A 20,410-nucleotide genomic window follows, 5' to 3' on the forward strand; every position below is an offset into this window, starting at 1 on the left:
CTCGGTCGGCACCCAACACAACCACCTCTTAGCGAAATTGCGAGGCGATTAAGTGGCACAGGAAGTGCTCAACGACCTGAATAAGGTTCGCAACATCGGCATCATGGCCCACATCGATGCCGGCAAGACCACCACGACCGAGCGAATCCTCTTCTACACCGGTGTGAACTACAAGATCGGTGAAACCCACGACGGTGCCTCGACCACCGACTGGATGGAGCAGGAGAAAGAGCGGGGTATCACCATCACCTCCGCTGCCGTGACCTGCTTCTGGAACGGCAACCAGATCAACATCATCGACACCCCCGGGCACGTCGACTTCACCGTCGAGGTGGAGCGCAGCCTGCGTGTGCTCGACGGTGCCGTAGCCGTCTTCGACGGCAAGGAGGGTGTCGAGCCCCAGTCCGAGCAGGTCTGGCGTCAGGCCGAGAAGTACGACGTCCCGCGTATCTGCTTCGTCAACAAGATGGACAAGCTGGGCGCCGACTTCTACTTCACCGTGCGCACCATCGAGGAGCGTCTCGGTGCCAAGCCGCTGGTTCTGCAGCTGCCGATCGGCGCCGAGGACAACTTCGACGGTGTCGTCGACCTGATCGAGCAGAAGGCGATCACCTGGCGCGGCACGGTCGAGATCGGCGCGGAGCCGACCATCGAGGAGATCCCCGAGGATCTCAAGGAGAAGGCGGCCGAGTACCGCGAGAAGCTGCTCGAGACCATCGCCGAGAGTGACGAGGAGCTGCTGGAGAAGTACTTCGGCGGCGAAGAGCTCACCGTCGACGAGATCAAGGGCGCCATCCGCAAGCTCACCATCGCACGTGAGTACTACCCGGTGCTGTGCGGCTCGGCCTTCAAGAACAAGGGCGTGCAGCCGATGCTGGACGCGGTCATCGACTACCTGCCGTCGCCGCTTGACGTGCCGAGCGTCGAGGGCCACGCGGTCGGCAACGAGGAGGAGATCCTCTCCCGTAAGCCCAGCCGTGACGAGCCGTTCTCGGCTCTGGCGTTCAAGATCGCTGCCCACCCGTTCTTCGGCAAGCTGACGTTCGTGCGTGTGTACTCCGGCCACATCGCGGCGGGCACCCAGGTGCTCAACGCGACCAAGGGCAAGAAGGAGCGCATCGGCAAGCTGTTCCAGATGCACGCCAACAAGGAGAACCCGGTCGAGGAGGCAACCGCGGGCCACATCTACGCGATGATCGGCCTCAAGGACACCACCACCGGTGACACCCTGTGCGATCCGAGCGCACCGATTGTGCTCGAGTCGATGAGCTTCCCGGACCCGGTCATCAACGTCTCGATCGAGCCGAAGACCAAGTCCGACCAGGAGAAGCTCGGCACCGCGATCCAGAAGCTCGCCGAAGAGGACCCGACGTTCTCCGTGCAGCTCGACGACGAGACCGGCCAGACCGTCATCGGCGGTATGGGCGAGCTCCATCTCGACATCCTCGTCGACCGCATGAAGCGCGAGTTCAAGGTCGAGGCCAACGTGGGCAAGCCACAGGTCGCCTACCGCGAGACCATCCGCAAGACGGTCGACAAGCACGAGTACACGCACAAGAAGCAGACCGGCGGTTCCGGCCAGTTCGCGAAGGTCATCATCAAGCTCGAGCCCCTCACGGATGCCGAGGACGGTGCGACCTACGAGTTCGAGAACGCCGTCACCGGTGGTCGCGTCCCGCGCGAGTACATCCCGTCGGTGGATGCCGGTGCGCAGGACGCCATGCAGTACGGTGTGCTCGCCGGTTATCCGCTGGTCAACCTGAAGGTCACGCTGCTCGACGGTCAGTACCACGACGTCGACTCGTCGGAAATGGCCTTCAAGATCGCCGGTTCGCAGGCTCTCAAAGAGGCAGCGAAGATGGCGAGCCCGGTCATCCTGGAGCCGATCATGGCCGTCGAGGTCACGACTCCGGAGGATTACATGGGTGACGTGATCGGCGACCTGAACTCCCGCCGTGGCCAGATCCAGGCCATGGAGGAGCGCAGTGGTGCCCGTGTCGTCAAGGCACAGGTCCCGCTGTCGGAGATGTTCGGCTACATCGGCGACCTCCGGTCGCGGACCCAGGGCCGGGCTAACTACTCCATGGTGTTCGACTCGTACGCCGAGGTTCCGGCGAACGTGTCGAAGGAGATCATCGCCAAGGCCACCGGCGAGTAATTCGCCGGCCGGTCCACGGCTTTGACCGCGCGCCAACGGCGCGGACAACGTAAGAGAAAACCCCTGCTGGGATCCGCCCAGTAGAGCAACACAGTCCAGGAGGACATACAAGTGGCGAAGGCGAAGTTCGAGCGGACCAAGCCGCACGTGAACATCGGCACCATCGGTCACGTCGACCACGGCAAGACCACCCTGACCGCGGCTATCACCAAGGTCCTGCACGACAAGTATCCGGAGCTCAACAAGGCATCGGCCTTCGACGAGATCGATAAGGCTCCGGAGGAGAAGGCTCGTGGTATCACGATCAACATCTCCCACGTCGAGTACGAGACCGAGAAGCGTCACTACGCGCACGTCGATGCCCCGGGTCACGCCGACTACATCAAGAACATGATCACCGGTGCTGCTCAGATGGACGGCGCGATCCTCGTGGTCGCCGCCACTGACGGCCCGATGCCGCAGACCCGCGAGCACGTGCTGCTGGCCCGTCAGGTCGGTGTGCCTTACATCCTGGTCGCCCTGAACAAGGCCGACATGGTCGACGACGAGGAGATCATCGAGCTCGTCGAGATGGAGGTCCGCGAACTGCTGGCCGCCCAGGACTTCGACGAGGACGCACCGGTTGTCAAGGTGTCGGCGCTGAAGGCTCTCGAGGGCGACGCCGAGTGGGTCAAGTCCGTCGAGGACCTGATGGACGCTGTCGACGAGTCGATCCCGGACCCGGTCCGCGAGACCGACAAGCCGTTCCTGATGCCCGTCGAGGACGTCTTCACGATCACCGGCCGCGGCACCGTGGTCACCGGTCGTGTGGAGCGCGGCGAGGTCAACGTGAACGAGGAAGTCGAGATCGTCGGCATCCGCGACAAGTCGACCAAGACCACCGTCACCGGCATCGAGATGTTCCACAAGCTCCTCGATTCGGCTCAGGCAGGCGACAACGCCGGTCTGCTGCTCCGCGGCCTCAAGCGTGAGGACGTCGAGCGTGGCCAGGTCATCGTGAAGCCGGGCACCACGACCCCGCACACCGAGTTCGAGGGCCAGGCGTACATCCTGTCCAAGGACGAGGGCGGCCGTCACACCCCGTTCTTCAACAACTACCGTCCGCAGTTCTACTTCCGTACCACGGACGTGACCGGCGTCGTGACCCTCCCCGAGGGCACCGAGATGGTCATGCCGGGCGACAACACCGAGATGAGCGTCAAGCTCATCCAGCCTGTCGCCATGGACGAGGGCCTGCGCTTCGCCATCCGCGAGGGTGGCCGCACGGTCGGTGCGGGTCGAGTCACCAAGATCATCAAGTGATTTCGCTTCACTGATGCTCTGACTCACTGAGTCGACAAGGGCGCCCGGTCACGACAGTGACCGGGCGCCCTTGCTATGTCCGGCGTACGTCGTGCGCCGGGCCGCCGATGGCCGCGCCGGCGATGTCAGCGGTGTCTTCCGCGCCAGTATCAGTCGCGTCGCTCTCGTGGTAGTCCACGGTGTCGTCGACGTCCGAACCTGCTCCGCCGCGGAGGGGTCCAGATCCCCTCGCGCATCAGATGCTCGACGAAATCGTGAGCATCGTGTGCGGACCCGTGTCGGGGCCGGGTGCGCGCCCACGCGACGAACTCTGTGCTGAACTGCTCGCCGAGCTCTGCGCACACTAACAGTAGGTGACGTGCCACCTCGCCACACCTCTTGCGTAGCAGTGCTTCTCGGGTTGCGTGTAGGCGAGTTGCGTCGAACGACGGTGGTAGCGGGGCGTCGGCGACAAGCGCGAGCACCAATGCGAGCTGTCTGTCGGCGAGTGTATGGCCGCCGACGGACGGGGTAGTGACACCGGCAGCGTCGCTGTCCGTGAAGCCGCTGTCTCTCAAGTCCCTGTCCGTCACACCCTTGTCCGTAGTGCCCTTGTCCGTAGGGCCCTTGGCGGCAATGTCTTTGTGCGCGTTCATGATGCGTTTCTTACGCCGGGACTACACGACGGGCGGGTCATCCCCGCGGCGTCGGCGATGGCATCGAGCTCGGCCATCAGCTCGGCTGCGGGTGGGTATCGACCGTCACGCTCGAGAATGAAGGCGTCGACGCGATCGGTCCCCGCGAGCTGGTTGACCAGTGCGAGGACGTCGTCGCTGACCGGCGCGGTGTGCGTGTCGTGGTAGAGGACGCCGTCCGACTCGCCGCCCGCAACGTGGCAGTAGGCGATCCTCTCCAGTGGCAGTCGCGCGAGGTCGGCTGCGGGGTCGGTACCACGGTTGAGTGCGCAGGCGTACACGTTGGCCACGTCGACAAGCAGGTGGACGCCGGTTCGTTCGACAAGCTCGGCGAGGAACTCGCCGTCGCTGTACTCGTCGTCGGGCCACTCGAAGAGAGATGCGATGTTCTCCACGGCGAGCGGGACGGGTAGGAAATCCTGGGTGCGTCGGATGTTGTCGCTCAGCACGGCCAATGCCTCATGGCTGCGCGGCACCGGAAGGAGGTGTCCCACCTCGACGCCGCCTGCGCGGACGAACGCGATGTGTTCGCTGACGAGCGGGGCGTCGAGTATCTGCGCGCAGCGTGTGAGCACCGAGATGCGTTCGGCCGACACGGGTTCGGCTCCACCGAGGGAGAGTCCGACGCCGTGCGGGATGATCGGGACATCGACGGCGAGAAGATCCGGTAGCCAACTCTCTGCGGTCTCGACGGCCGGGACCGACTCGGCGATGACCTCGCAGAAGCCGAGGCCTGGTAGCGCTGCGACGACGCCGGCGATATCCGGACGCCACCCGATGCCGATCCCACTCGGCCACACCGTGGGTGTCAGATTCTTGTTGTTCATGCGGGTCCTCCGTTCCGGGGGAGTGTCGTGGATGAATTCGCTTGACGCGTATCGCTCAGCCACCGCAACCGCCTCCTCCACCACATCCGCCGCCACCGCCGCAGCTGCTGCCACAACTGGAACTGCCGGAACTGCAACTGCTGCCGGAGAAACCGGCTCCGCCGATGCCCGCACCGACAGCGAAGTATCGGGTCGACACTGCTGCGTTCGCGGCGAACACCGGATCTACGAGTTCGATGATTCCGACCCCGAAGAGGGCAGCTCCGACGGCGGCGGCAGCCGGGCCATAGGTGCGCATCGCCGGCCGCAGCTGCGGTCGCAGATGACGGTTTTTGGTCTGAGCGCTGGCAAGGGCCCGCTCGCCGCGGGCGGTACGTCGTTGACGCAGGCTCACCAGCATCAGAAGAAGCCCTAGGTCGACGAAGAGGAACACGACGAGAATGGAGACGGGTTTGCCGTTGACCGTGCCCGCGATCACGCGGACCATACCCAACACCATGACCAGCATCAGTGCCACGACACCTCCCGGCGACGGCAGCGCGGCGAGATATCTGCGGGTCTCGAGCGCGCTGCGCAGGTCGTCGTAGGCGTCGAGCAGCGAGGTGTCCCGACGGCTCGACCGGCGTGTGGGTGAGTCGAGTCGCGCGTGCACCTCTCGTGAGAGGTGGTCGATGCCGCGGTCGGTCGGCAGGAGCGCTCGCACGGGGCGAGCGTCTTCGTCGATCAGTCCGGCGGTCCGCAACTGGATGAGCGCCGCGAGATAGGCGTTGCGATCGGAGATCAGCATGCCGATCTCGGTCGGTGTCAATTTGTCGAGAGGGGCGGTGCCGCCCGCATTGCGGGCGCGGTGCAGATTCCGCAGGCCCCAGGCGACGCACGTTGCGGACAGCACCGCGAACAGAACGAGGAAGACAGGTCCGGGGATACCCCAGGTGTTGTGGGTACGCATGTGTGACACCACCTTTCGTGGCCGAATCGGGGTTGATTCGAGAACCGACCCTCGTCGTCGTGAGAACGTCGAGGGTGCGGTCGATGAGACGGATACCCGCCGACCCCGATGCCGGGGAGCGGGTGCCAGGTGAGAATTCGGGGGTCTCGGTGGACGCATGACGGATTCGTCGACCGGAGAAAGCCGTGGACCGAGAGGGTCAGAAGAGAGTCACGGCGAGGTGATCATGTGCACCGTCAGTTGCTTCGGCGTCGTTGTTCATGACCACCTCCTTCATCTTCGAATCGAAGATTCGTGAGGCGCGGAAGGTATACCGCGCCAGGTGATCTCAGTATCGGCGAGGGGGCGGAAAAGTCCACCCGGCGGCAGGGTTCGTGGCCGAGTCGTGACCGGGGACTCGCACTTCTCGCGTGCGGGCGAGGTCTGGGGTCGGTTGAACGAATCGGCGCGAAGGTGGTGAATAACTCTAGTTAACAATTGTCACATGCGCCACTTTGGTAACTGACGGATCTCAATGTCGGAGACCTGTGGTCACGACGCCTCTATGGGCTGGCCCGGGCGTCGGTGACCGCAATACGGTTCACCGGTGCGTAAGAGATCGTGGTGGTCTGCCATGCCCGTGCGGCGCGTGATCGTTCTGGTGGTGCTGGTCGCGACAGCGCTGTGCGTCGGACTCGTCAATGCGGGCTCGGCGAATGCCGCCTCCTTCGGACGTTTCTACGTTGGAGGATGCGGTATGCCCGCGAGCCCCGTCGACATGTGGACGCGCGCAGGCAATTACAAGACCGTCATCGCGCTCGACGGTCTGCGTGCGACCAGTGACATGAGCGGTTGGCGGCACGAGACGCACATCCAACGCATGGCGGATTCCGGGGTCAACGTCGTCGAACCCGTCGGGGGACTCGCGAGCTTCTACTCCGACTGGGAGACGAAGAGTCCCGGCAGCAAGATCGCCTACCGCTACCGGTGGACCTGTCGGCTCGACGCGATCATCCGCGCACTCGACGCCCGCGGCCTCGCAGTGGGTCCGAAGCAGAAATACGCCATGATGGGCATCTCGATGGGCGGAAACGCCGCCATGATCTACGGCGCCTACCACCGCAACCGCATCTCGAGCGTCTTCTCTATGTCGGGGTACCTCAATCTGTCGGCCCCGACGATGCGCGAGGCCATCCGCGTCGCGCTGATCGACGCGGGAGTGCAGGCAGGCGTCGGTCCGCTGAGCGCGGACGCGATGTGGGGGCCGCCGTGGGGTGCGCGATGGCAGGCCAACGATCCGCTCGTACAGCTACCCCGTATGCGCGGCATGAAGATCCGCATCGCATCCGGCTCGGCGACCTGGGGGCGCTACAACACCGACGCCGTGTCGTCGATCCAGGGGACCCCGCTCGAGGTTGCGGCACTGGCGCAGACGCGAGCCTTCGAGGTCGCCGCGGCTCTGCAGAAGATTCCGGTCAGCACCGACTTCCCGAACACCGGCACCCACACGTGGGGTTACTGGGAGGACATGGTGTGGCGGGCCAAGAACAGCAGGTGGTTCCACGACAGCTGACCCGGTTCACGCGTGTCTTCAGGGGATGCGGCACGCGAGAAACGACAACTGGCGTTGGACTTCCTTTGCGACGCCGATGTCACGCCCGTGACCGAGGATGGGGAGCGGTTGCCCGTCACACCAACGCGGCCGCGGGCGTGACATCGACTTCGATCACCTCAACTGCTCCGACCGCCGAGATCGACGTCAGGAGCCGCCTCGCTGGCGGGTGGTTCGGACGCTGCTGCGGCGTCACCAATCGGAGAGCTCGACGTATCCGTCCTGAATCGCGCGGACGAACAGCGCGGCCTTCGACGGCGCAGGGCGTCCCACCGCGTTGTACTTCGCGCGGATACGGGAGATGTGGGTGCTGACGGTCGTGGCACCGAGGAACAAGCTCTTGGCCGCTTCTTCCTTGGACTCCGAATGCAGCCACGCGACGAGTACCTCGACCTCGCGCGCGGACAATCGTGCGCGCACCGGACCCTGCCCGACGGTATCGATGCGATGCAGGTGTGTGGGGCGGAGCCGGGCTACCGGTGGTGTCTCGTTCATTGAGCTCCCTGTGTTGACGCCGAGCGTGGACGGGCGCCGCGAGACCGACTGTGGTCGGGCGACCAGGTTGTCGTCTCATCGGTGGAAATATCTTCTAGGTCCCGCGTTCGACGTGGTGTCTCTGGCGCGTTCGGACAGCAAGTCGATACGACTGTCGATACGCTGACCTGCACAAAGAGCAGGAGGCTTGATGAGGCCGGAGTCGGTGAGCACGCGTGAAGAACTCGGGCGTGCACTCACAGAACTACGCGTTCAGGCGGGACTGAGTGTGCGGGATGTCGCCGCCGACGCAGACGCATTACTCGGAACCGTTGCGGGCTGGTTCGCCGGACAGCACGCCCCGACCCGTGCGAGCCGGGCCATGTTCACCAGGGTGCTCGGGGTCTGCGGCGTGACCGAATCCGACGACGTGGCCAGGTGGTGGGAGGCGGTAGAGCGCAGCGCGCGCCGGACGGGTCGGCGGCGTACTCGCCCGGAATCCCCCTATCGCGGATTCGCCGCGTTCGGGCCGGCCGACAATCAGCTCTTCTTCGGACGTGACGATCTCGTCGCACGACTCGTCGATCTGATCGGTGCGACCCGCAGTCCGGATCGTGAGGCCAACGACATGGCTCGCGGCGTGATGGTCGTCGGTATGTCGGGCGTCGGGAAATCGTCACTCGTGCGCGCGGGGCTGCTCGCCCAGGTCACCCACGAGGGTCCGCTGGCCGGCTGGCGGCACGCGGTGATGACCCCGGGAGACGATGCCCTCGCCGCACTCGACGCTGCGATGAACGAGTTGGATGCCGACGAGCACCCGGAGCGGCCCGCACTGCTGATCATCGATCAACTCGAGGAGATGTGGACGCAGAACTCCGACGACGCGCGCAAGCTCGCGATCACGCGAATTCTCGACGCCGCAACGGCGCCGGGATCCGACGTCGTGCCGGTCGGTGTGTTGCGCGCGGACTTCTACGGACGCGTCGTCCCATGGGTTCCGAAGACACTGGAGAACGCGCAGTTGGTGGTTCCGCCGATGCAGCGTGATCAGCTACGCGAGATCATCGTCGGCCCCGCGCGCGTCTCCGACGTCGAGGTCGAGCCCGAACTGGTGGAGATGCTCCTCGACGACGCCGTGCCCGCGGCAGGGTCCACGGCGGCGGGTGATCTCCCGCTGCTGTCCTACGCGCTGTTGGCGACCTGGGAGCTCTCCGACGGTCGACGCATGACCGTGCGCGACTACCTCGCCACCGGCCGCATCGGCGGGGCGGTCGAGCAGGCAGCGGAGAAGGTCTACCGGGAACTGACACCCGATGAGCAGCAGATCGCGCGACGCATGCTGCTCGCGATGGTGAACGTCGACGAGGATGCGGTGACCCGACGACGTGTTCCGCTCGACGAACTGACCGTCGACGGTGACGACCGGGCCGCGCACGTGCTGGAGAACTACGCTGCGTCGCGTCTGGTCACCGTGTCGTCGTCGCACGCTCAGGTCACCCACGAGGCGCTGCTGACCGCCTGGCCTCGGCTGCGCGAGTGGATCGACGACGATCGTGAGCAGCTGTTGTTGCGCCGCAGGTTGCGCGCGTACTCCGAACCGTGGGATGCCGACGGCAGGCCCGACGACATGCTGATCGGCGGATCCCGACTCGAGGTCTTCGATCAGCTGGCGCAGGGGGCCGGGGACGACCCGATCGATCCGGTCAGTCGCGAATTCCTCAACTCCGCGAACGCACGTCGCGCCGCACTCGTCGACCGTGAGCGCCGTCGTTCGGCACAGTTGCGTCGGGTCGCGCTGTTCGCCGCGGTGTTCGCGGTCGTCGCCCTGCTCGCTGCGGTGTTCGCGGTCGTCGCCGGTGTGAATGCGGTTCACCAGCGTGAGGACGCCGAGGACGCACGGAACGAGGCGTTGAGCCGACAGCTCGCCGTGCAGTCGGCAGACCTCGGGACGCGTGACCCGTTCATGTCGGCCCAGCTCGCCATGGTTGCGTACGAGTCGTCGCCCACACTCGAGGCGCGATCGCGTCTCATCGATGCCACAGGTCGTGGTGTTCCGGTCCGCTATCTCGGCGATCCCGGGTCGGTGCTGATGTCGCGCGCGGGGTCGTTGATCGCCGCGGCGGGCGCGGGCGGCCAGGTGCGGCTGTTCAGAGTCGACGACGGTGGCATCGCGTCGCGGATCGCCGACTTCCGTGCGCCCGGCGGAGGCGGCAGGCTGGCCGGTGTGGCGCTGATGCCCGATGCCAGGACGCTACTGCTCGGGGGACGTGGAACGATCACCGCCTGGAACATCGCCGACCCCGCACGTCCGACGCGCCAGTACGATTTTCCCGAGGTGAGCGGAGACATCAACCGGATCACCGTCAGCCCCGACGGTCGGATGGTCATCGCATCCGTCCCCGACGCGGGCGTCGCGGCGTGGGTGGCAGCCGACGGCACGTGGCGGCGAATCCCGCTGCCACCGAAGGTCGCAGGTGTGGCCGGTGCGGCCGCGTTCAGTCCGGACGGGAAGTCGCTGGCCACCAGCAGCGCGAATCGGCGCATCGATCTGTGGCGGGTCGATGGTGACGCACTCGTCCCGACCGGGGAGATCCCGCTCGATCAGTGGCGCGACAACGAACTCGCGCAGGGGCTCGTCTACAGTCCGGACGGATCGCGTCTACTCGCCGGATTGCGCAGCCGCGTGATCGACGAGTTCGACGTCGCCGATCCCGGGGCGCCGCGGTCGGTGGCGCGTTTCACCGGCTTCAACAGCTACGTGAACGCCGTCGCACTCAGCACGGACGGGACGAAGGTCGTCGGGGCCGGCGCGGACAACACCATCCGGGTGTTCGATCGTAGTGATCCCGCCGCGGCGCCACAGGTCATGACCGGATCGTCGAACGCGGTGTCGGTGATGTTCGCAGGCGACCACGTGGTTGCCTCCAGTGAGGACGGTCGGGTCCAGGACTGGCCGCCGGTGCGCGGCATGTCGTCGGTGGGCACCAACAGCGTCTATCAGATTCCCGCGAACCGCGATGCGACGGCGATCGTCGCCGCAGACACCGGAACCGACGGTCGTATCACCCAGTGGCGCGTCGGGCGCGACGGGCTCGTGCGTAGCGGGCCCGATCTCGTTCCGGCCCCGGGAACGGTCTACTCGGGGGCAGTGGTGATGACCCCGTCGGGTCGCGTCGTCACGACTGGAACCGTCACCGGCACCGTGCAATTCGCCGACTACAGCGATCCGCAGAAACCGCATGTGGTCGGCAGTGTGGCAGCCCAGCCGACGTTGAACGAAACCGTCGACTACAGCGAACGCTCCGGACTCGCCGTCACCGGCGCCACCGACGGCAACAACCTCACCGTCATCGACGCATCGACACTCTCGGCCCCTCGGGTCGTCTCCCGCTTCGATGCAGGCGGCGGCATCGCGTGGGCGTCGTTGAGTCCGGATGGCCGCACCGCAGCGGTGGCGACCGTCACGGGACCGGTGCGTCTCCTGGATCTGTCGAACCCCGCGGCACCGCGCGCCTATCCGGACCCGATCGCGTTCAAGGCATCGGCGCTCTCGGTGCGCTTCGACCCAGCAGGCAGCAGACTCGTCGCGACGTCGGAGGAACGCAACGTCGAGGTGGTCGACATCTCCGATAAGGAGCACCCCCGCAGAACCGCTGAGCTCTCCGGGCCCGCGGGACAGTTGTACAGCGCAGGCTTCTCCGCGGACGGCACACGGGTGATCGCAGGCGGGAGCAACTCCGAGGTGTGGGTGTGGGACCTCACCGACGGCGCCGCCGACGTGGTGCTCCGGTCGTATCCCGGGCGGGTCTACGACGTCCGGTTCCTGCCTGACGATCGCATCCTCGCGGCAGGTCAGGGCGGGTTCATGGAGAGCTGGAACCTGGGCCCCGACAGGATCATCGACGAGCTGTGTGCACAGGGTGGTGACCCGATCACGGCCGACGAGTGGCGCACTTACGTCCACGGCATCGACTACCGATCCCCGTGTCGTGAATGATCGCAGCACCCGACGAACAGAGCGGTCGACCCGGGACTCGGCGTAGCGCTGACAGGAGGCAAACGGCGTCGCGACTACCCTCGGAAGGCGTGCGTATTCTCCATCGTCAGCGGACCGGCACCGACGAAGCGCCCACGCAGTCGCTCGGCGTCGAGGTGTCAGGGCCGATCGACACCGACGTCCCGGTGGTTCTCCTGCACGGTATGGCCTCGGATCACACCACATGGCGGTCGTTCGCGAGATCGCTGCGTCGGCGTGGACGTTCCGTGGTGTCGGTGGACATGCGCGGGCACGGTGTCAGCAGTCGGGAGAAGCGCTACGGGCTCGACGATTTCAGCGGCGACGTGCGGTTCGTGCTCGACGAACTCGACCTCGATACCGTCGATCTCGCCGGTCACTCGCTCGGTGCGCACACAGCGTTGCGGGTCGCGATGGACCAGCCCGACCGCGTCCGGCGGTTGGTACTCGAGGAGGTCCCCCCGATGCCGCGCGACAAGGCCGACCTCGATGAGGAGATCGCGGTGGACGCGACCCTCGGTGAGCGACTGCGCGGGCTCGGGCAGTTGATCATCGACCCGCGTCCGTTCCTCCGCTACGACAGGTCTGTCACAGATCAGGTCAACGCCGAGTTCGCGGTGGCGGCGCCGCAGTGGTGGTCGGCACTCGAGGACGTGCGTGCACGCACGCTGGTGATCTCCGGCGGACGGCGGAGCTTTCTTCCGCCGCACCACCTTCGGACACTCAGTGAGCGGCTGCCCGACGGCTCGTTCGAGATCATCGACGCCGGTCACTCCGTGCACCGTGACCAGAGAGCCCGATTCGCCGGTCTCGCAGGCGATTTCCTCTCGGCGCGGGTGTGAGGATGACGAGAAGCTCCGGCGGCGGGCCAGGGGGCCCGATAATGCCTCCGGTCGAGGAGATCCTGGAGGCGGCGAAGGTCGTCGCGCTACCGATGCGCACCAGATTCCGTTCGATCACGCGCCGCGAGGCGCTGATCTTCCGTGGGCCGGCGGGGTGGGGCGAGTTCGCGCCCTTCGTCGAATACGACGACGAGGAGTCGGCGCCGTGGCTGGCCGCGGGAATCGAGGCGGCCTATCTCGGACCGCCTGTCGCACAACGTGACGCGGTGCCCCTCAACGCAACGGTTCCCGCCGTAGCGGCCGATCAGGTGGCCGAGATACTCGCCCGTTATCCCGGAGCGACGACCGCCAAGGTGAAGGTGGCCGAGCCCGGACAGTCACTGTCGGACGATGTCGACCGTGTGGCTGCGGCGCGCGCCGTGATACCCCGCGTGCGGATCGATGCCAACGGCAAGTGGACTGTACCGCAAGCAATTTCGTCGATTAGTGCAATCGGGGAGGTGGAATACGCGGAGCAGCCGTGTGCCACCGTCGACGAACTGGCACAGGTGCGGCGTGCCGTGGACGTTCCGATCGCCGCGGACGAGTCGATCCGCAAGGCCGCAGACCCGATGCGCGTGGTCGCGGCCGACGCAGCCGATGTCGCGATCCTCAAAGTGGCGCCGCTCGGGGGCATGCGATCGGTGTTGGCGTTGTCCGATCGGATCGGTCTGCCCGTTGTCGTGTCGAGTGCGCTCGACACCGCGGTCGGCATGGCAGCGGGGGTCGCCGCAGCAGCAGCCCTTCCACGCCTCGACCTCGCGTGCGGCCTCGGTACCGGCTCGTTGTTCACCGTCGACGTCGCCGAGCCGTTCCTGCCCGAGCACGGCGTCGTCACCCCGCGGTGGTTCGGCCCCGACGTCGACCTCGCACCCGCCACGCTCGCCGACCCGGCGACCACAGCGTGGTGGCACGACCGTCTGCGTCGGTGCCATGACGTGCTGCGTCGACGTGGCCACGGCGCGGAGTTCGGCAAATCATAGAGACATTTCTGTCGATCTGTTCCAATAAGGGGAGATGTGGATCACATATCGGCCTGCAGGCCGTCCTGATCCGATCGACGCCGTACCGCTGTTGAGCACGTGCTCCGATCGAGAGCTCTGCCGGAACAGAAAGGCCGAACATGACGATCATCGCCCCCGCGCCCCCGGGAAGCGGGTTACGCGCCGTGCAGTGTGCCGACCGCAACGGAATGCTCGAAGTGCTGTCGATGCGGCGCGACCCGTTCGGTTTCGCGGCGGACCGTCGCGCGAGGTTCGGCCAGCTGTACGGGATCAATGCGCTCGGCAAGAGGATCGTCGTCGCCTCCGGAGTCGACGCCGCCGACACGATCCTGCGCAACCGCGATCGCGCGTTCGCGAACGGCCCCGCGTGGGGCTATCTGATCGGCCCGTTCTTCAATCGGGGGCTCATGCTCCTCGATTTCGAGGAACACCGTCACCATCGGCTGATCATGCAGCAGGTCTTCGCCAACACCGCGCTCAAGGGCTACATGCAGGAGATGTCGCCCATGATCGCCGACCGCATGCAGCGCTTCGCGACCGGAAAGGTACTGCTGGCCGACGAGTTCAAGGCGCTGACGCTCGACGTCGCGCTCGAGGTATTCCTCGGCGTCGCCCTACCCCGCGAGGAGGCGGACCGGCTCAACAAGGCCTTCATCGAGACCGTCCGCGCGGGAGTCGCACTGGTACGCAGACCCGTGCCCGGCGGACGCTGGTGGAAAGGACTGCGGTCACGCCGCGTCCTCGAAGAGTTCTTCGCCTCCGCCATCGATGACAAACGTGCGCGCGAGACACCCGACCTGTTCTCGGTTCTCTGCCACGCCGAAAGTGAAGAGGGACAACGCTTCACCGACGACGACGTGGTCAACCACATGATCTTCGTGTTGATGGCCGCACACGACACCTCGACCATCACCATGACCCAGATGGCCTATCACCTCGCCCGACACCCCGAATGGCAGCAGCGCGCTCGCGACGAATCCGACGACCTGGCCGGCGAACTCGGCTACGACGACCTGGGGCACCTCGGCACACTCGATCTCGTGATGCGTGAGTCCCTGCGCCTGTGTCCGCCGGTGCCGTCCCAGCCGCGCACCGCGGTCGTCGACACCTCGATCGGCGACTACTTCATTCCCGCAGGCACGATGGTCTCGGTACCCCAGTTGGCCAATCATCGCGATCCGGAGATCTATTCGGAGCCCGATCGCTTCGATCCAGAACGGTTCATGCCCGAACGTGCGGAGGACAAGCGGCACCGTATGGCGTGGGCGCCGTTCGGGGGTGGTGTGCACAAATGCATCGGACTGTACTTCGGGCAGATGGAGATCAAGACGATCATGCATCACCTTCTGCGTGACTACGAATGGTCGGTGCCGCGGGGCTACGAGATGCCGATGGATTACAGCGCACTGCCGGTTCCCAAGGATCGATTGCCGGTCACACTGTGGCGTCGATGAGCCATCGCGGTCGGTCGAGCAGAGGCGCCACATCGGGCACAGCGGAACCGCCGGCACCTGCCGGGGCGCGCAAACGGCGCAACACCCGGAGTCCCGCGGATCAGGAAGCGGCGATACTCGCTGCAGCGGCAGAGGAGTTCACGGCCGCCGGCGTCGCGCAGGCCAACGTCGACGCGGTGGCAGCGAGAGCCGGGGTGAGCAGGAGCACGCTCTACCGCCGGTTCCCGAACAAAGACGCCCTCCTGCACGCTGTCGCAACCGACCGTTACGAACGCGGCATGCGCACGCTCGACGCCGCAGTTTTCGGTCTCGGGCCAGCGGATGCGGTGATCGAGGCATTCTTCCAGGGCGCACAGATGATCTCCGACGATCCGCTGGTGAACCGGCTGATTCTCGCCGACCACGGAATGAGGCGTCTCACCACAGGGCTCGGCGCACTGTTCGTCGAGATGGCCACCGCACGTATCGCGGCGGTGCTACGCACCGCAGGTGCGCAGATGCCCGACAAGGATCTGTTCGACGCCGTGGAAATTCATGTGCGACTGGTCATCTCGTTTCTGGAAATGCCCTCGTCGGACGAATCGCGGCGCGAGCCGAGAAGTGTCCGGGACTTCGCGGCGACGTTCCTGGCGCCGATGATCTGGTGAGAGTTCGCCGAGACGCCCTAGGGTGGATGCGTGGTGGCGCCGCGAGGCCCACGTACACCCGAGCGTCGACACGAGGAGGGCTGGCGTCATGAGGGGGCGCGCAGAAGCCGAATCCGCGTCGAGCGATCGCGCATTGCTCGACAACGAGCGCGCCGCTCGCGCGCAGTTGCGCAGGGCCGTCGACGATCTGGTTGACGCAGAAGTCCACGCCGGTCTCCGGCCGGGTGTGCGGCGGATCTGGTGGGTCGTCATCGGCATCGCGGTGATCGGCGCCGTCCTCGCCGCGGCTCTGGGCGTCGCCGCGTGGGCGCGGTCCGCACATGCCTACACCGACGACGACTATCGACACACAGCGAGCGAGCTCACGTCGCTGCTGTTGTCCGCCGATCCGTCCGATCCCGACCGCGCACGACGCATACTCGACCGTGCCACGGGCGCGTTCCACGACGAGTTCGCGCAATCGGCAACCAGTTACATTGACTACGTGCGACGGACCGGAACCGTCGGTGAGGCGACGGTCGAAGGCAGTGGCGTATCCGGGCGCTCGGGCGACGACGCCACGGTTCTCGTCGTCGCCGCCGTCGCCTATCGCGGGCAAACGCCGGCGCCCGTGCGGGAGTTCCGGTTACGCATGCTCGTCGTGCCCGACGACGGAGCGCTCAGGGTGAGCGCCGTCCAGTACCTGCCGTGAGCGCGACGCCCACGGCGGACCGGGGCGCCGATCGACGTCGGACGACGATAATCCGGACGCGGCGTGCCGTCGTGCTCGCGGTGTGCGCTGTGGTCGCCCTCGTCGTCGTGGCCTTCGGTGTGGTCGGGGCGGCGCGCGCCGTGGCGCACAACGGTGCCGTTGCGCAGACCCGCGACGACCTGCGCGCGCACGCCGGGCCGACGATCGCTGCCGTCTTCACCGTGCATGCCGCGACGTGGCAGGCCGAACGTGCACACGCTCGTGCACTCGTCGGCGGCGACTTCGCGCGTGGCTTCGCCGCGCAACTCGATCGCGAGCCCGCACGCGGTGTCAGCAGTGTCGAATGGCGTCCCCGTGATACGGCCGTCACGAGTGCGGAAAGGGGCAGCGGAACCGTGCTGATGACCGCGACCGTCACGACGACGCGCGCCGACGCCGCGCCGCTCATCGAACAGCGAACGGTGAGTGCGTCATTCACCGACGCCGGCGGTCGCTGGTTGCTGACACACGTGGAGGTGCTCGCGTGAGCGGCGTGGAACAGACATCGCCCGACCGCGTCGACGCGGCGGTCGCGCGCGTCGAGGAAGCGACCCGGGCGGCCCGGATCGCCCGGGTCGCCGCCGCCCGCCCGTTGCGTGAACGGGCAGCCCGCCGGTCGCGGTGGCTGCGCATCACCATGGTCTGCGCGGCACTTCTCGTCGTGTGCGGGCTGGTGTCGATCATCTGGCTCGTCGTCGTCGGTGGCCGTCAGGAAGCGCGAGTCGACGAACAGCGCGGCGCATTGGAGGCGGCACGCGGTGCGGTCGACACGATGCTCACCGCGACGCCGGGCGATGCGAGCGGCTACGCCGACCGCGTGATCGCGAGGAGCACCGGCGCCGAACACGATCGACTCAGCGCGGCGCGCGATGCGCTCGTCGCCGCGGTGTCGTCCGCACGGACCGGAACGTCGGGGCGTGTCGTGGCGGCCGGACTGATCAGCGATCCCACATCGACTTCCGACGGTGCGCGCGCCGAGGCGCTCGTCACCGCGCAGGCCTCGGATCCGGCGCTGGTGGGCGCCGACCCGGACGCCGACGTCGTCACGGTACGACTGTCGCTGGAACGGGTGGATGGAGCGTGGAAGATCGCCAGGTTGGTGCCGGTATGAGCGCACTGGTCGTCCACCACCGGGTGCCACGGCGCACGCGTGGAGTGCTGGTCGCGGTGTCGGTGCTTCTCGTCGTGGCCATCGTCGTTGCCGCGACGTCATGGCTCGGCGTGCGCGCCACCAGGCCGTCGCCCGACGCAGCGGCGCGTTCGGCGCTGCTCGGCGCAACCGAGCGGATCGTCGCGCAGACCCTGCGCACCACGCCCGACATGACCCGGGCGCAGCGCCTCTCGGTGGCCGCAGGCCTCACCGACCCGCTCGGCACCAGATACGCGCTCGATGGTGCCGACGCCGTGCTGCCCGGTGCCGTCGCAGGCAGATTGACGGTCGACGCGAATGTCGTCGGCGCAGGCGTCGCCGAGTACTCGCCGCCGGATGCGCGCGTCCTCGTCCTCGTCGACGAGGTGCTGGCGGGCGATACGAAGTCGGACACCAGAACCCCTATTGCTCGGTGGGCCCACATGCGTAATGTCGACGGGAACTGGTTACTGGCCGACCTCACCCCTGTCGGCGATGTCACCCGTTGATCGCGGACAGCACGTGACGACCGGGGCCGTCACCCGACACTCGGGGCGAGCCACGTCGCGTAGGGGTGGTCGGGGCGTCGAGCGAGAGGATCTCATGCAATCAACACCCGGTGTTGTCGTCGTCGGAGCCGGTCTGGCTGCTGTTCGGGTGGCAGAGAACCTGCGTGCCGATTCCTACGACAAGCCGATCACACTGATCGGCGCCGAACCACATCCGCCCTATGACCGTCCGCCGCTGTCGAAGTCGGTGTTGCTCGGCAAGGATGACCGCGTCGACCTCAAACCCGAGAGCTTCTACACCGAAGCCGATGTCGAGTTACGGCTCGGATGCACGGTCACCTCGATCGACACCGGCGCCAAGGCGGTGACCGTCGTCGACACCGCGGGCGACGCCACAGTGGTCGACTACGACACGCTCGTGCTGGCGACCGGCCTCCGGCCACGCACTTTCCCGGGTACCGACGGGATGTCGGGGGTGTACACCCTGCGCACGTTCGCCGACGCACTCGCGGTGCGGTCCGCGATCGACTCGGCCCAGAACGCGGTCGTGATCGGAGCAGGATTCATCGGATGCGAGGTCGCCGCGAGTCTCTCGTCGCAGGGTGTCTCCGTCACGATCGTCGAACCGGCTCCGACGCCGCTTGCGCTTGCTCTCGGCCCGCGGATCGGTGAGCTCGTCACCCGGATGCACGAAGCCAACGGTGTCAGGGTGCTGACCGGTGTCGGGGTGTCGGAGATCGTCGCGGGAGACGGTGACGTGGTCCGCGAGGTCAGACTCGACGACGGGACCGTCCTACCCGCGGACCTCGTCGTCGCGGGGATCGGCTCGGTACCTGTCACCGACTATCTCGACGGTTCGGGTATCGAGCTCGCACCGCGTGAGGTGGGTGGTGGAATAGCCTGTGACGCAACGGGACATACATCGGTACCGGACGTGTACGCCGTCGGGGACGTCGCCAACTGGCTCGACGGCGCCGGCTCGCCGAGGCGTGTGGAGCACTGGAACCACACGGTCGAGCAGGCAGCGGTCGTGGCGGCAGACATCACCGGGGGCGAGGGGGTCGCGGCTGCGGTGCCGTACTTCTGGAGCGACCAGTTCGATCTCAAGATCCAGGTCCTCGGCGACCCGAGAGCCGACGACGACGTACACATCGTCTCCGACGACGGCAAGAAGTTCCTCGCCTACTACAGCAGGGACGGTGTGCTCACCGCGGTCGTGGGCGCTGGCAAGGTCGGCGCGGTGATGAAGACCCGGCCGAAACTGCAGACGCCGACCCCGATCTCGGAGCTCGTGCCCGACGCATGAACTCGACGTCGCGTGGGGCGGGCCCGGGTCGAACCGAGGGCATCTCGGCCGAGAGCGTGCGCGCGGCTATCGAGCGGATCGCCGATCCAGACAGAGCAGAGTCCGCGGCGCGCTATTTCCAGGCAGGTCCCGGCGGCTACGGCGGCGACGATCGGTTCCTGGGCGTCCGCGTACCGCAGTTGCGTGCGATCGCGCGGACAGCGCGCGGTCTCGACCGCACACAGGTGGCCGAGTTGGTCGACTCGGCCGCCCACGAGGTACGGCTCGCGGGCCTGTTCTGCCTACGCGACGGGTTCGAGCGGGCCGCGCCCGACGACGTCGACGCGTGGGCAAAGGTGTACCTCGCCGCCGTTGCCGCGGGCAGGGTGAACAACTGGGATCTCGTCGATTCGTCTGCCGATCCGGTCCTCGGGGAATGGTCATGGCAGCGAGCCGATCCCGGTGTGCTGACCGACTTCGCTCGGCGAGATGACCTGTGGGAACGACGAATCGGCATCATCGGCACCTTCGCATGGCTCAAACACGGTGACGCACAGGCGTTGCAGCTGGTGGCCCCGCTGGTGGTCGACGACCGGCGGCCATTGATCCAGAAGGCTTTCGGCTGGATGCTGCGGGAGATGGGCAAACGCGTCGACGGCTCATTACTGTTGTCCTACCTCGACGCCCACGCAGCGCAGATGGGGCGAACCGCACTCGGTTACGCCGTCGAACACCTCGAACCGGATACACGAGCGCACTATCGGTCGCTGCGCTGAGCCGG

Annotated in this window: 18 protein-coding genes; 14 read left to right on the top strand and 4 right to left on the bottom strand. The window is 66.6% G+C overall.

Translation table 11 applies throughout. From position 1 onward, the window contains the following. The first annotated feature begins 52 nt into the window (after positions 1-52). Together fusA and tuf are read left to right on the top strand one after the other, a co-directional pair. Positions 53-2,158 (top strand): elongation factor G, encoded by a 2,106-nt coding sequence (fusA, locus tag GOOTI_RS00750; RefSeq protein WP_007236638.1) that lies wholly within the window; start codon positions 53-55, stop codon positions 2,156-2,158. Between the two features lie 111 nt (positions 2,159-2,269). After that, positions 2,270-3,460, top strand: coding sequence for an elongation factor Tu (gene tuf, locus GOOTI_RS00755; protein ID WP_007236639.1), 1,191 nt, complete (start codon positions 2,270-2,272; stop codon positions 3,458-3,460). A gap of 149 nt (positions 3,461-3,609) precedes the next feature. Here tuf and GOOTI_RS26365 read toward each other — a convergent pair whose 3' ends face one another. The 3 genes from GOOTI_RS26365 to GOOTI_RS24595 are packed head-to-tail and all read right to left on the bottom strand — an operon-like array spanning position 3,610 to position 5,910. Continuing rightward, positions 3,610-4,095, bottom strand: a complete 486-nt coding sequence (locus tag GOOTI_RS26365) for an SCO6045 C-terminal-like domain-containing protein (RefSeq protein ID WP_007236640.1) — start codon at positions 4,093-4,095, stop codon at positions 3,610-3,612. Next, entirely contained in the window at positions 4,092-4,961 is an 870-nt protein-coding gene (locus GOOTI_RS00760; protein WP_051997818.1) for an MbnB/TglH/ChrH family RiPP precursor modification enzyme, read from the bottom strand. Before GOOTI_RS00760 ends, GOOTI_RS26365 begins: the two co-directional genes overlap by 4 nt. A gap of 55 nt (positions 4,962-5,016) precedes the next feature. Then, positions 5,017-5,910 carry a TIGR04222 domain-containing membrane protein gene (locus GOOTI_RS24595; protein WP_007236642.1) on the bottom strand — a complete coding sequence of 298 codons (894 nt, stop codon included), beginning with the start codon at positions 5,908-5,910 and terminating at the stop codon, positions 5,017-5,019. Positions 5,911-6,523: 613 nt separating this feature from the next. Between GOOTI_RS24595 and GOOTI_RS00770 the strand changes: the two genes are divergently transcribed. Further along, complete coding sequence (locus GOOTI_RS00770) at positions 6,524-7,462, top strand: alpha/beta hydrolase (protein ID WP_007236643.1); 939 nt, start codon at positions 6,524-6,526, stop codon at positions 7,460-7,462. Between the two features lie 231 nt (positions 7,463-7,693). On the opposite strand, the gene GOOTI_RS00775 is transcribed toward GOOTI_RS00770, so the two are convergent. Beyond that, positions 7,694-7,996 (bottom strand): LuxR C-terminal-related transcriptional regulator, encoded by a 303-nt coding sequence (locus GOOTI_RS00775; protein ID WP_007236644.1) that lies wholly within the window; start codon positions 7,994-7,996, stop codon positions 7,694-7,696. Positions 7,997-8,186: 190 nt separating this feature from the next. Between GOOTI_RS00775 and GOOTI_RS00780 the strand changes: the two genes are divergently transcribed. From GOOTI_RS00780 to GOOTI_RS00830, 11 genes are all read left to right on the top strand, one after another. Beyond that, on the top strand, positions 8,187-11,972 hold the full coding sequence (locus GOOTI_RS00780; protein ID WP_007236645.1) for an NACHT and WD repeat domain-containing protein: 3,786 nt from the start codon (positions 8,187-8,189) through the stop codon (positions 11,970-11,972). Between the two features lie 89 nt (positions 11,973-12,061). Beyond that, entirely contained in the window at positions 12,062-12,832 is a 771-nt protein-coding gene (locus GOOTI_RS00785; protein ID WP_007236646.1) for an alpha/beta fold hydrolase, read from the top strand. Between the two features lie 41 nt (positions 12,833-12,873). Then, entirely contained in the window at positions 12,874-13,854 is a 981-nt protein-coding gene (locus GOOTI_RS00790; protein WP_007236647.1) for an o-succinylbenzoate synthase, read from the top strand. 140 nt (positions 13,855-13,994) lie between these two features. Continuing rightward, the gene (locus GOOTI_RS00795) at positions 13,995-15,329 is read left to right on the top strand and encodes a cytochrome P450 (protein WP_007236648.1); all 1,335 of its coding nucleotides are present in this window, start codon (positions 13,995-13,997) and stop codon (positions 15,327-15,329) included. Continuing rightward, entirely contained in the window at positions 15,326-15,976 is a 651-nt protein-coding gene (locus GOOTI_RS00800) for a TetR/AcrR family transcriptional regulator (RefSeq protein ID WP_007236649.1), read from the top strand. The genes GOOTI_RS00795 and GOOTI_RS00800 overlap by 4 nt, the downstream gene beginning before the upstream one ends. Positions 15,977-16,064: 88 nt before the next feature. Continuing rightward, positions 16,065-16,667, top strand: coding sequence for an Rv1363c family protein (locus GOOTI_RS00805; protein WP_007236650.1), 603 nt, complete (start codon positions 16,065-16,067; stop codon positions 16,665-16,667). Continuing rightward, a complete protein-coding gene (locus GOOTI_RS00810) occupies positions 16,664-17,194 on the top strand; it encodes a hypothetical protein (RefSeq protein WP_039993010.1) in 531 nt (176 codons plus the stop codon). Before GOOTI_RS00805 ends, GOOTI_RS00810 begins: the two co-directional genes overlap by 4 nt. Then, positions 17,191-17,817 (top strand): hypothetical protein, encoded by a 627-nt coding sequence (locus tag GOOTI_RS00815; protein WP_007236652.1) that lies wholly within the window; start codon positions 17,191-17,193, stop codon positions 17,815-17,817. The genes GOOTI_RS00810 and GOOTI_RS00815 overlap by 4 nt, the downstream gene beginning before the upstream one ends. Further along, entirely contained in the window at positions 17,814-18,344 is a 531-nt protein-coding gene (locus GOOTI_RS00820; RefSeq protein ID WP_007236653.1) for a hypothetical protein, read from the top strand. Before GOOTI_RS00815 ends, GOOTI_RS00820 begins: the two co-directional genes overlap by 4 nt. Before the next feature lie 94 nt (positions 18,345-18,438). Continuing rightward, on the top strand, positions 18,439-19,650 hold the full coding sequence (locus tag GOOTI_RS00825; RefSeq protein ID WP_007236654.1) for an NAD(P)/FAD-dependent oxidoreductase: 1,212 nt from the start codon (positions 18,439-18,441) through the stop codon (positions 19,648-19,650). After that, the gene (locus tag GOOTI_RS00830; RefSeq protein WP_007236655.1) at positions 19,647-20,405 is read left to right on the top strand and encodes a DNA alkylation repair protein; all 759 of its coding nucleotides are present in this window, start codon (positions 19,647-19,649) and stop codon (positions 20,403-20,405) included. The genes GOOTI_RS00825 and GOOTI_RS00830 overlap by 4 nt, the downstream gene beginning before the upstream one ends. The last annotated feature ends 5 nt before the right edge of the window (positions 20,406-20,410 follow it).

The sequence above is a fragment of the Gordonia otitidis NBRC 100426 genome (assembly GCF_000248075.1).
Taxonomy (GTDB): Bacteria; Actinomycetota; Actinomycetes; order Mycobacteriales; family Mycobacteriaceae; genus Gordonia; species Gordonia otitidis.

Coding starts and splice junctions, on each gene's coding strand:
- GOOTI_RS26365 (WP_007236640.1), bottom strand. CDS start 4,095: ATGAACGCGCACAAAGACATTGCCGCCAAGGGCCCTACGGACAAGGGC.
- GOOTI_RS00760 (WP_051997818.1), bottom strand. CDS start 4,961: ATGAACAACAAGAATCTGACACCCACGGTGTGGCCGAGTGGGATCGGC.
- GOOTI_RS24595 (WP_007236642.1), bottom strand. CDS start 5,910: ATGCGTACCCACAACACCTGGGGTATCCCCGGACCTGTCTTCCTCGTT.
- GOOTI_RS00770 (WP_007236643.1), top strand. CDS start 6,524: ATGCCCGTGCGGCGCGTGATCGTTCTGGTGGTGCTGGTCGCGACAGCG.
- GOOTI_RS00775 (WP_007236644.1), bottom strand. CDS start 7,996: ATGAACGAGACACCACCGGTAGCCCGGCTCCGCCCCACACACCTGCAT.
- GOOTI_RS00780 (WP_007236645.1), top strand. CDS start 8,187: ATGAGGCCGGAGTCGGTGAGCACGCGTGAAGAACTCGGGCGTGCACTC.
- GOOTI_RS00790 (WP_007236647.1), top strand. CDS start 12,874: ATGCCTCCGGTCGAGGAGATCCTGGAGGCGGCGAAGGTCGTCGCGCTA.
- GOOTI_RS00795 (WP_007236648.1), top strand. CDS start 13,995: ATGACGATCATCGCCCCCGCGCCCCCGGGAAGCGGGTTACGCGCCGTG.
- GOOTI_RS00800 (WP_007236649.1), top strand. CDS start 15,326: ATGAGCCATCGCGGTCGGTCGAGCAGAGGCGCCACATCGGGCACAGCG.
- GOOTI_RS00805 (WP_007236650.1), top strand. CDS start 16,065: ATGAGGGGGCGCGCAGAAGCCGAATCCGCGTCGAGCGATCGCGCATTG.
- GOOTI_RS00820 (WP_007236653.1), top strand. CDS start 17,814: ATGAGCGCACTGGTCGTCCACCACCGGGTGCCACGGCGCACGCGTGGA.
- GOOTI_RS00825 (WP_007236654.1), top strand. CDS start 18,439: ATGCAATCAACACCCGGTGTTGTCGTCGTCGGAGCCGGTCTGGCTGCT.
- GOOTI_RS00830 (WP_007236655.1), top strand. CDS start 19,647: ATGAACTCGACGTCGCGTGGGGCGGGCCCGGGTCGAACCGAGGGCATC.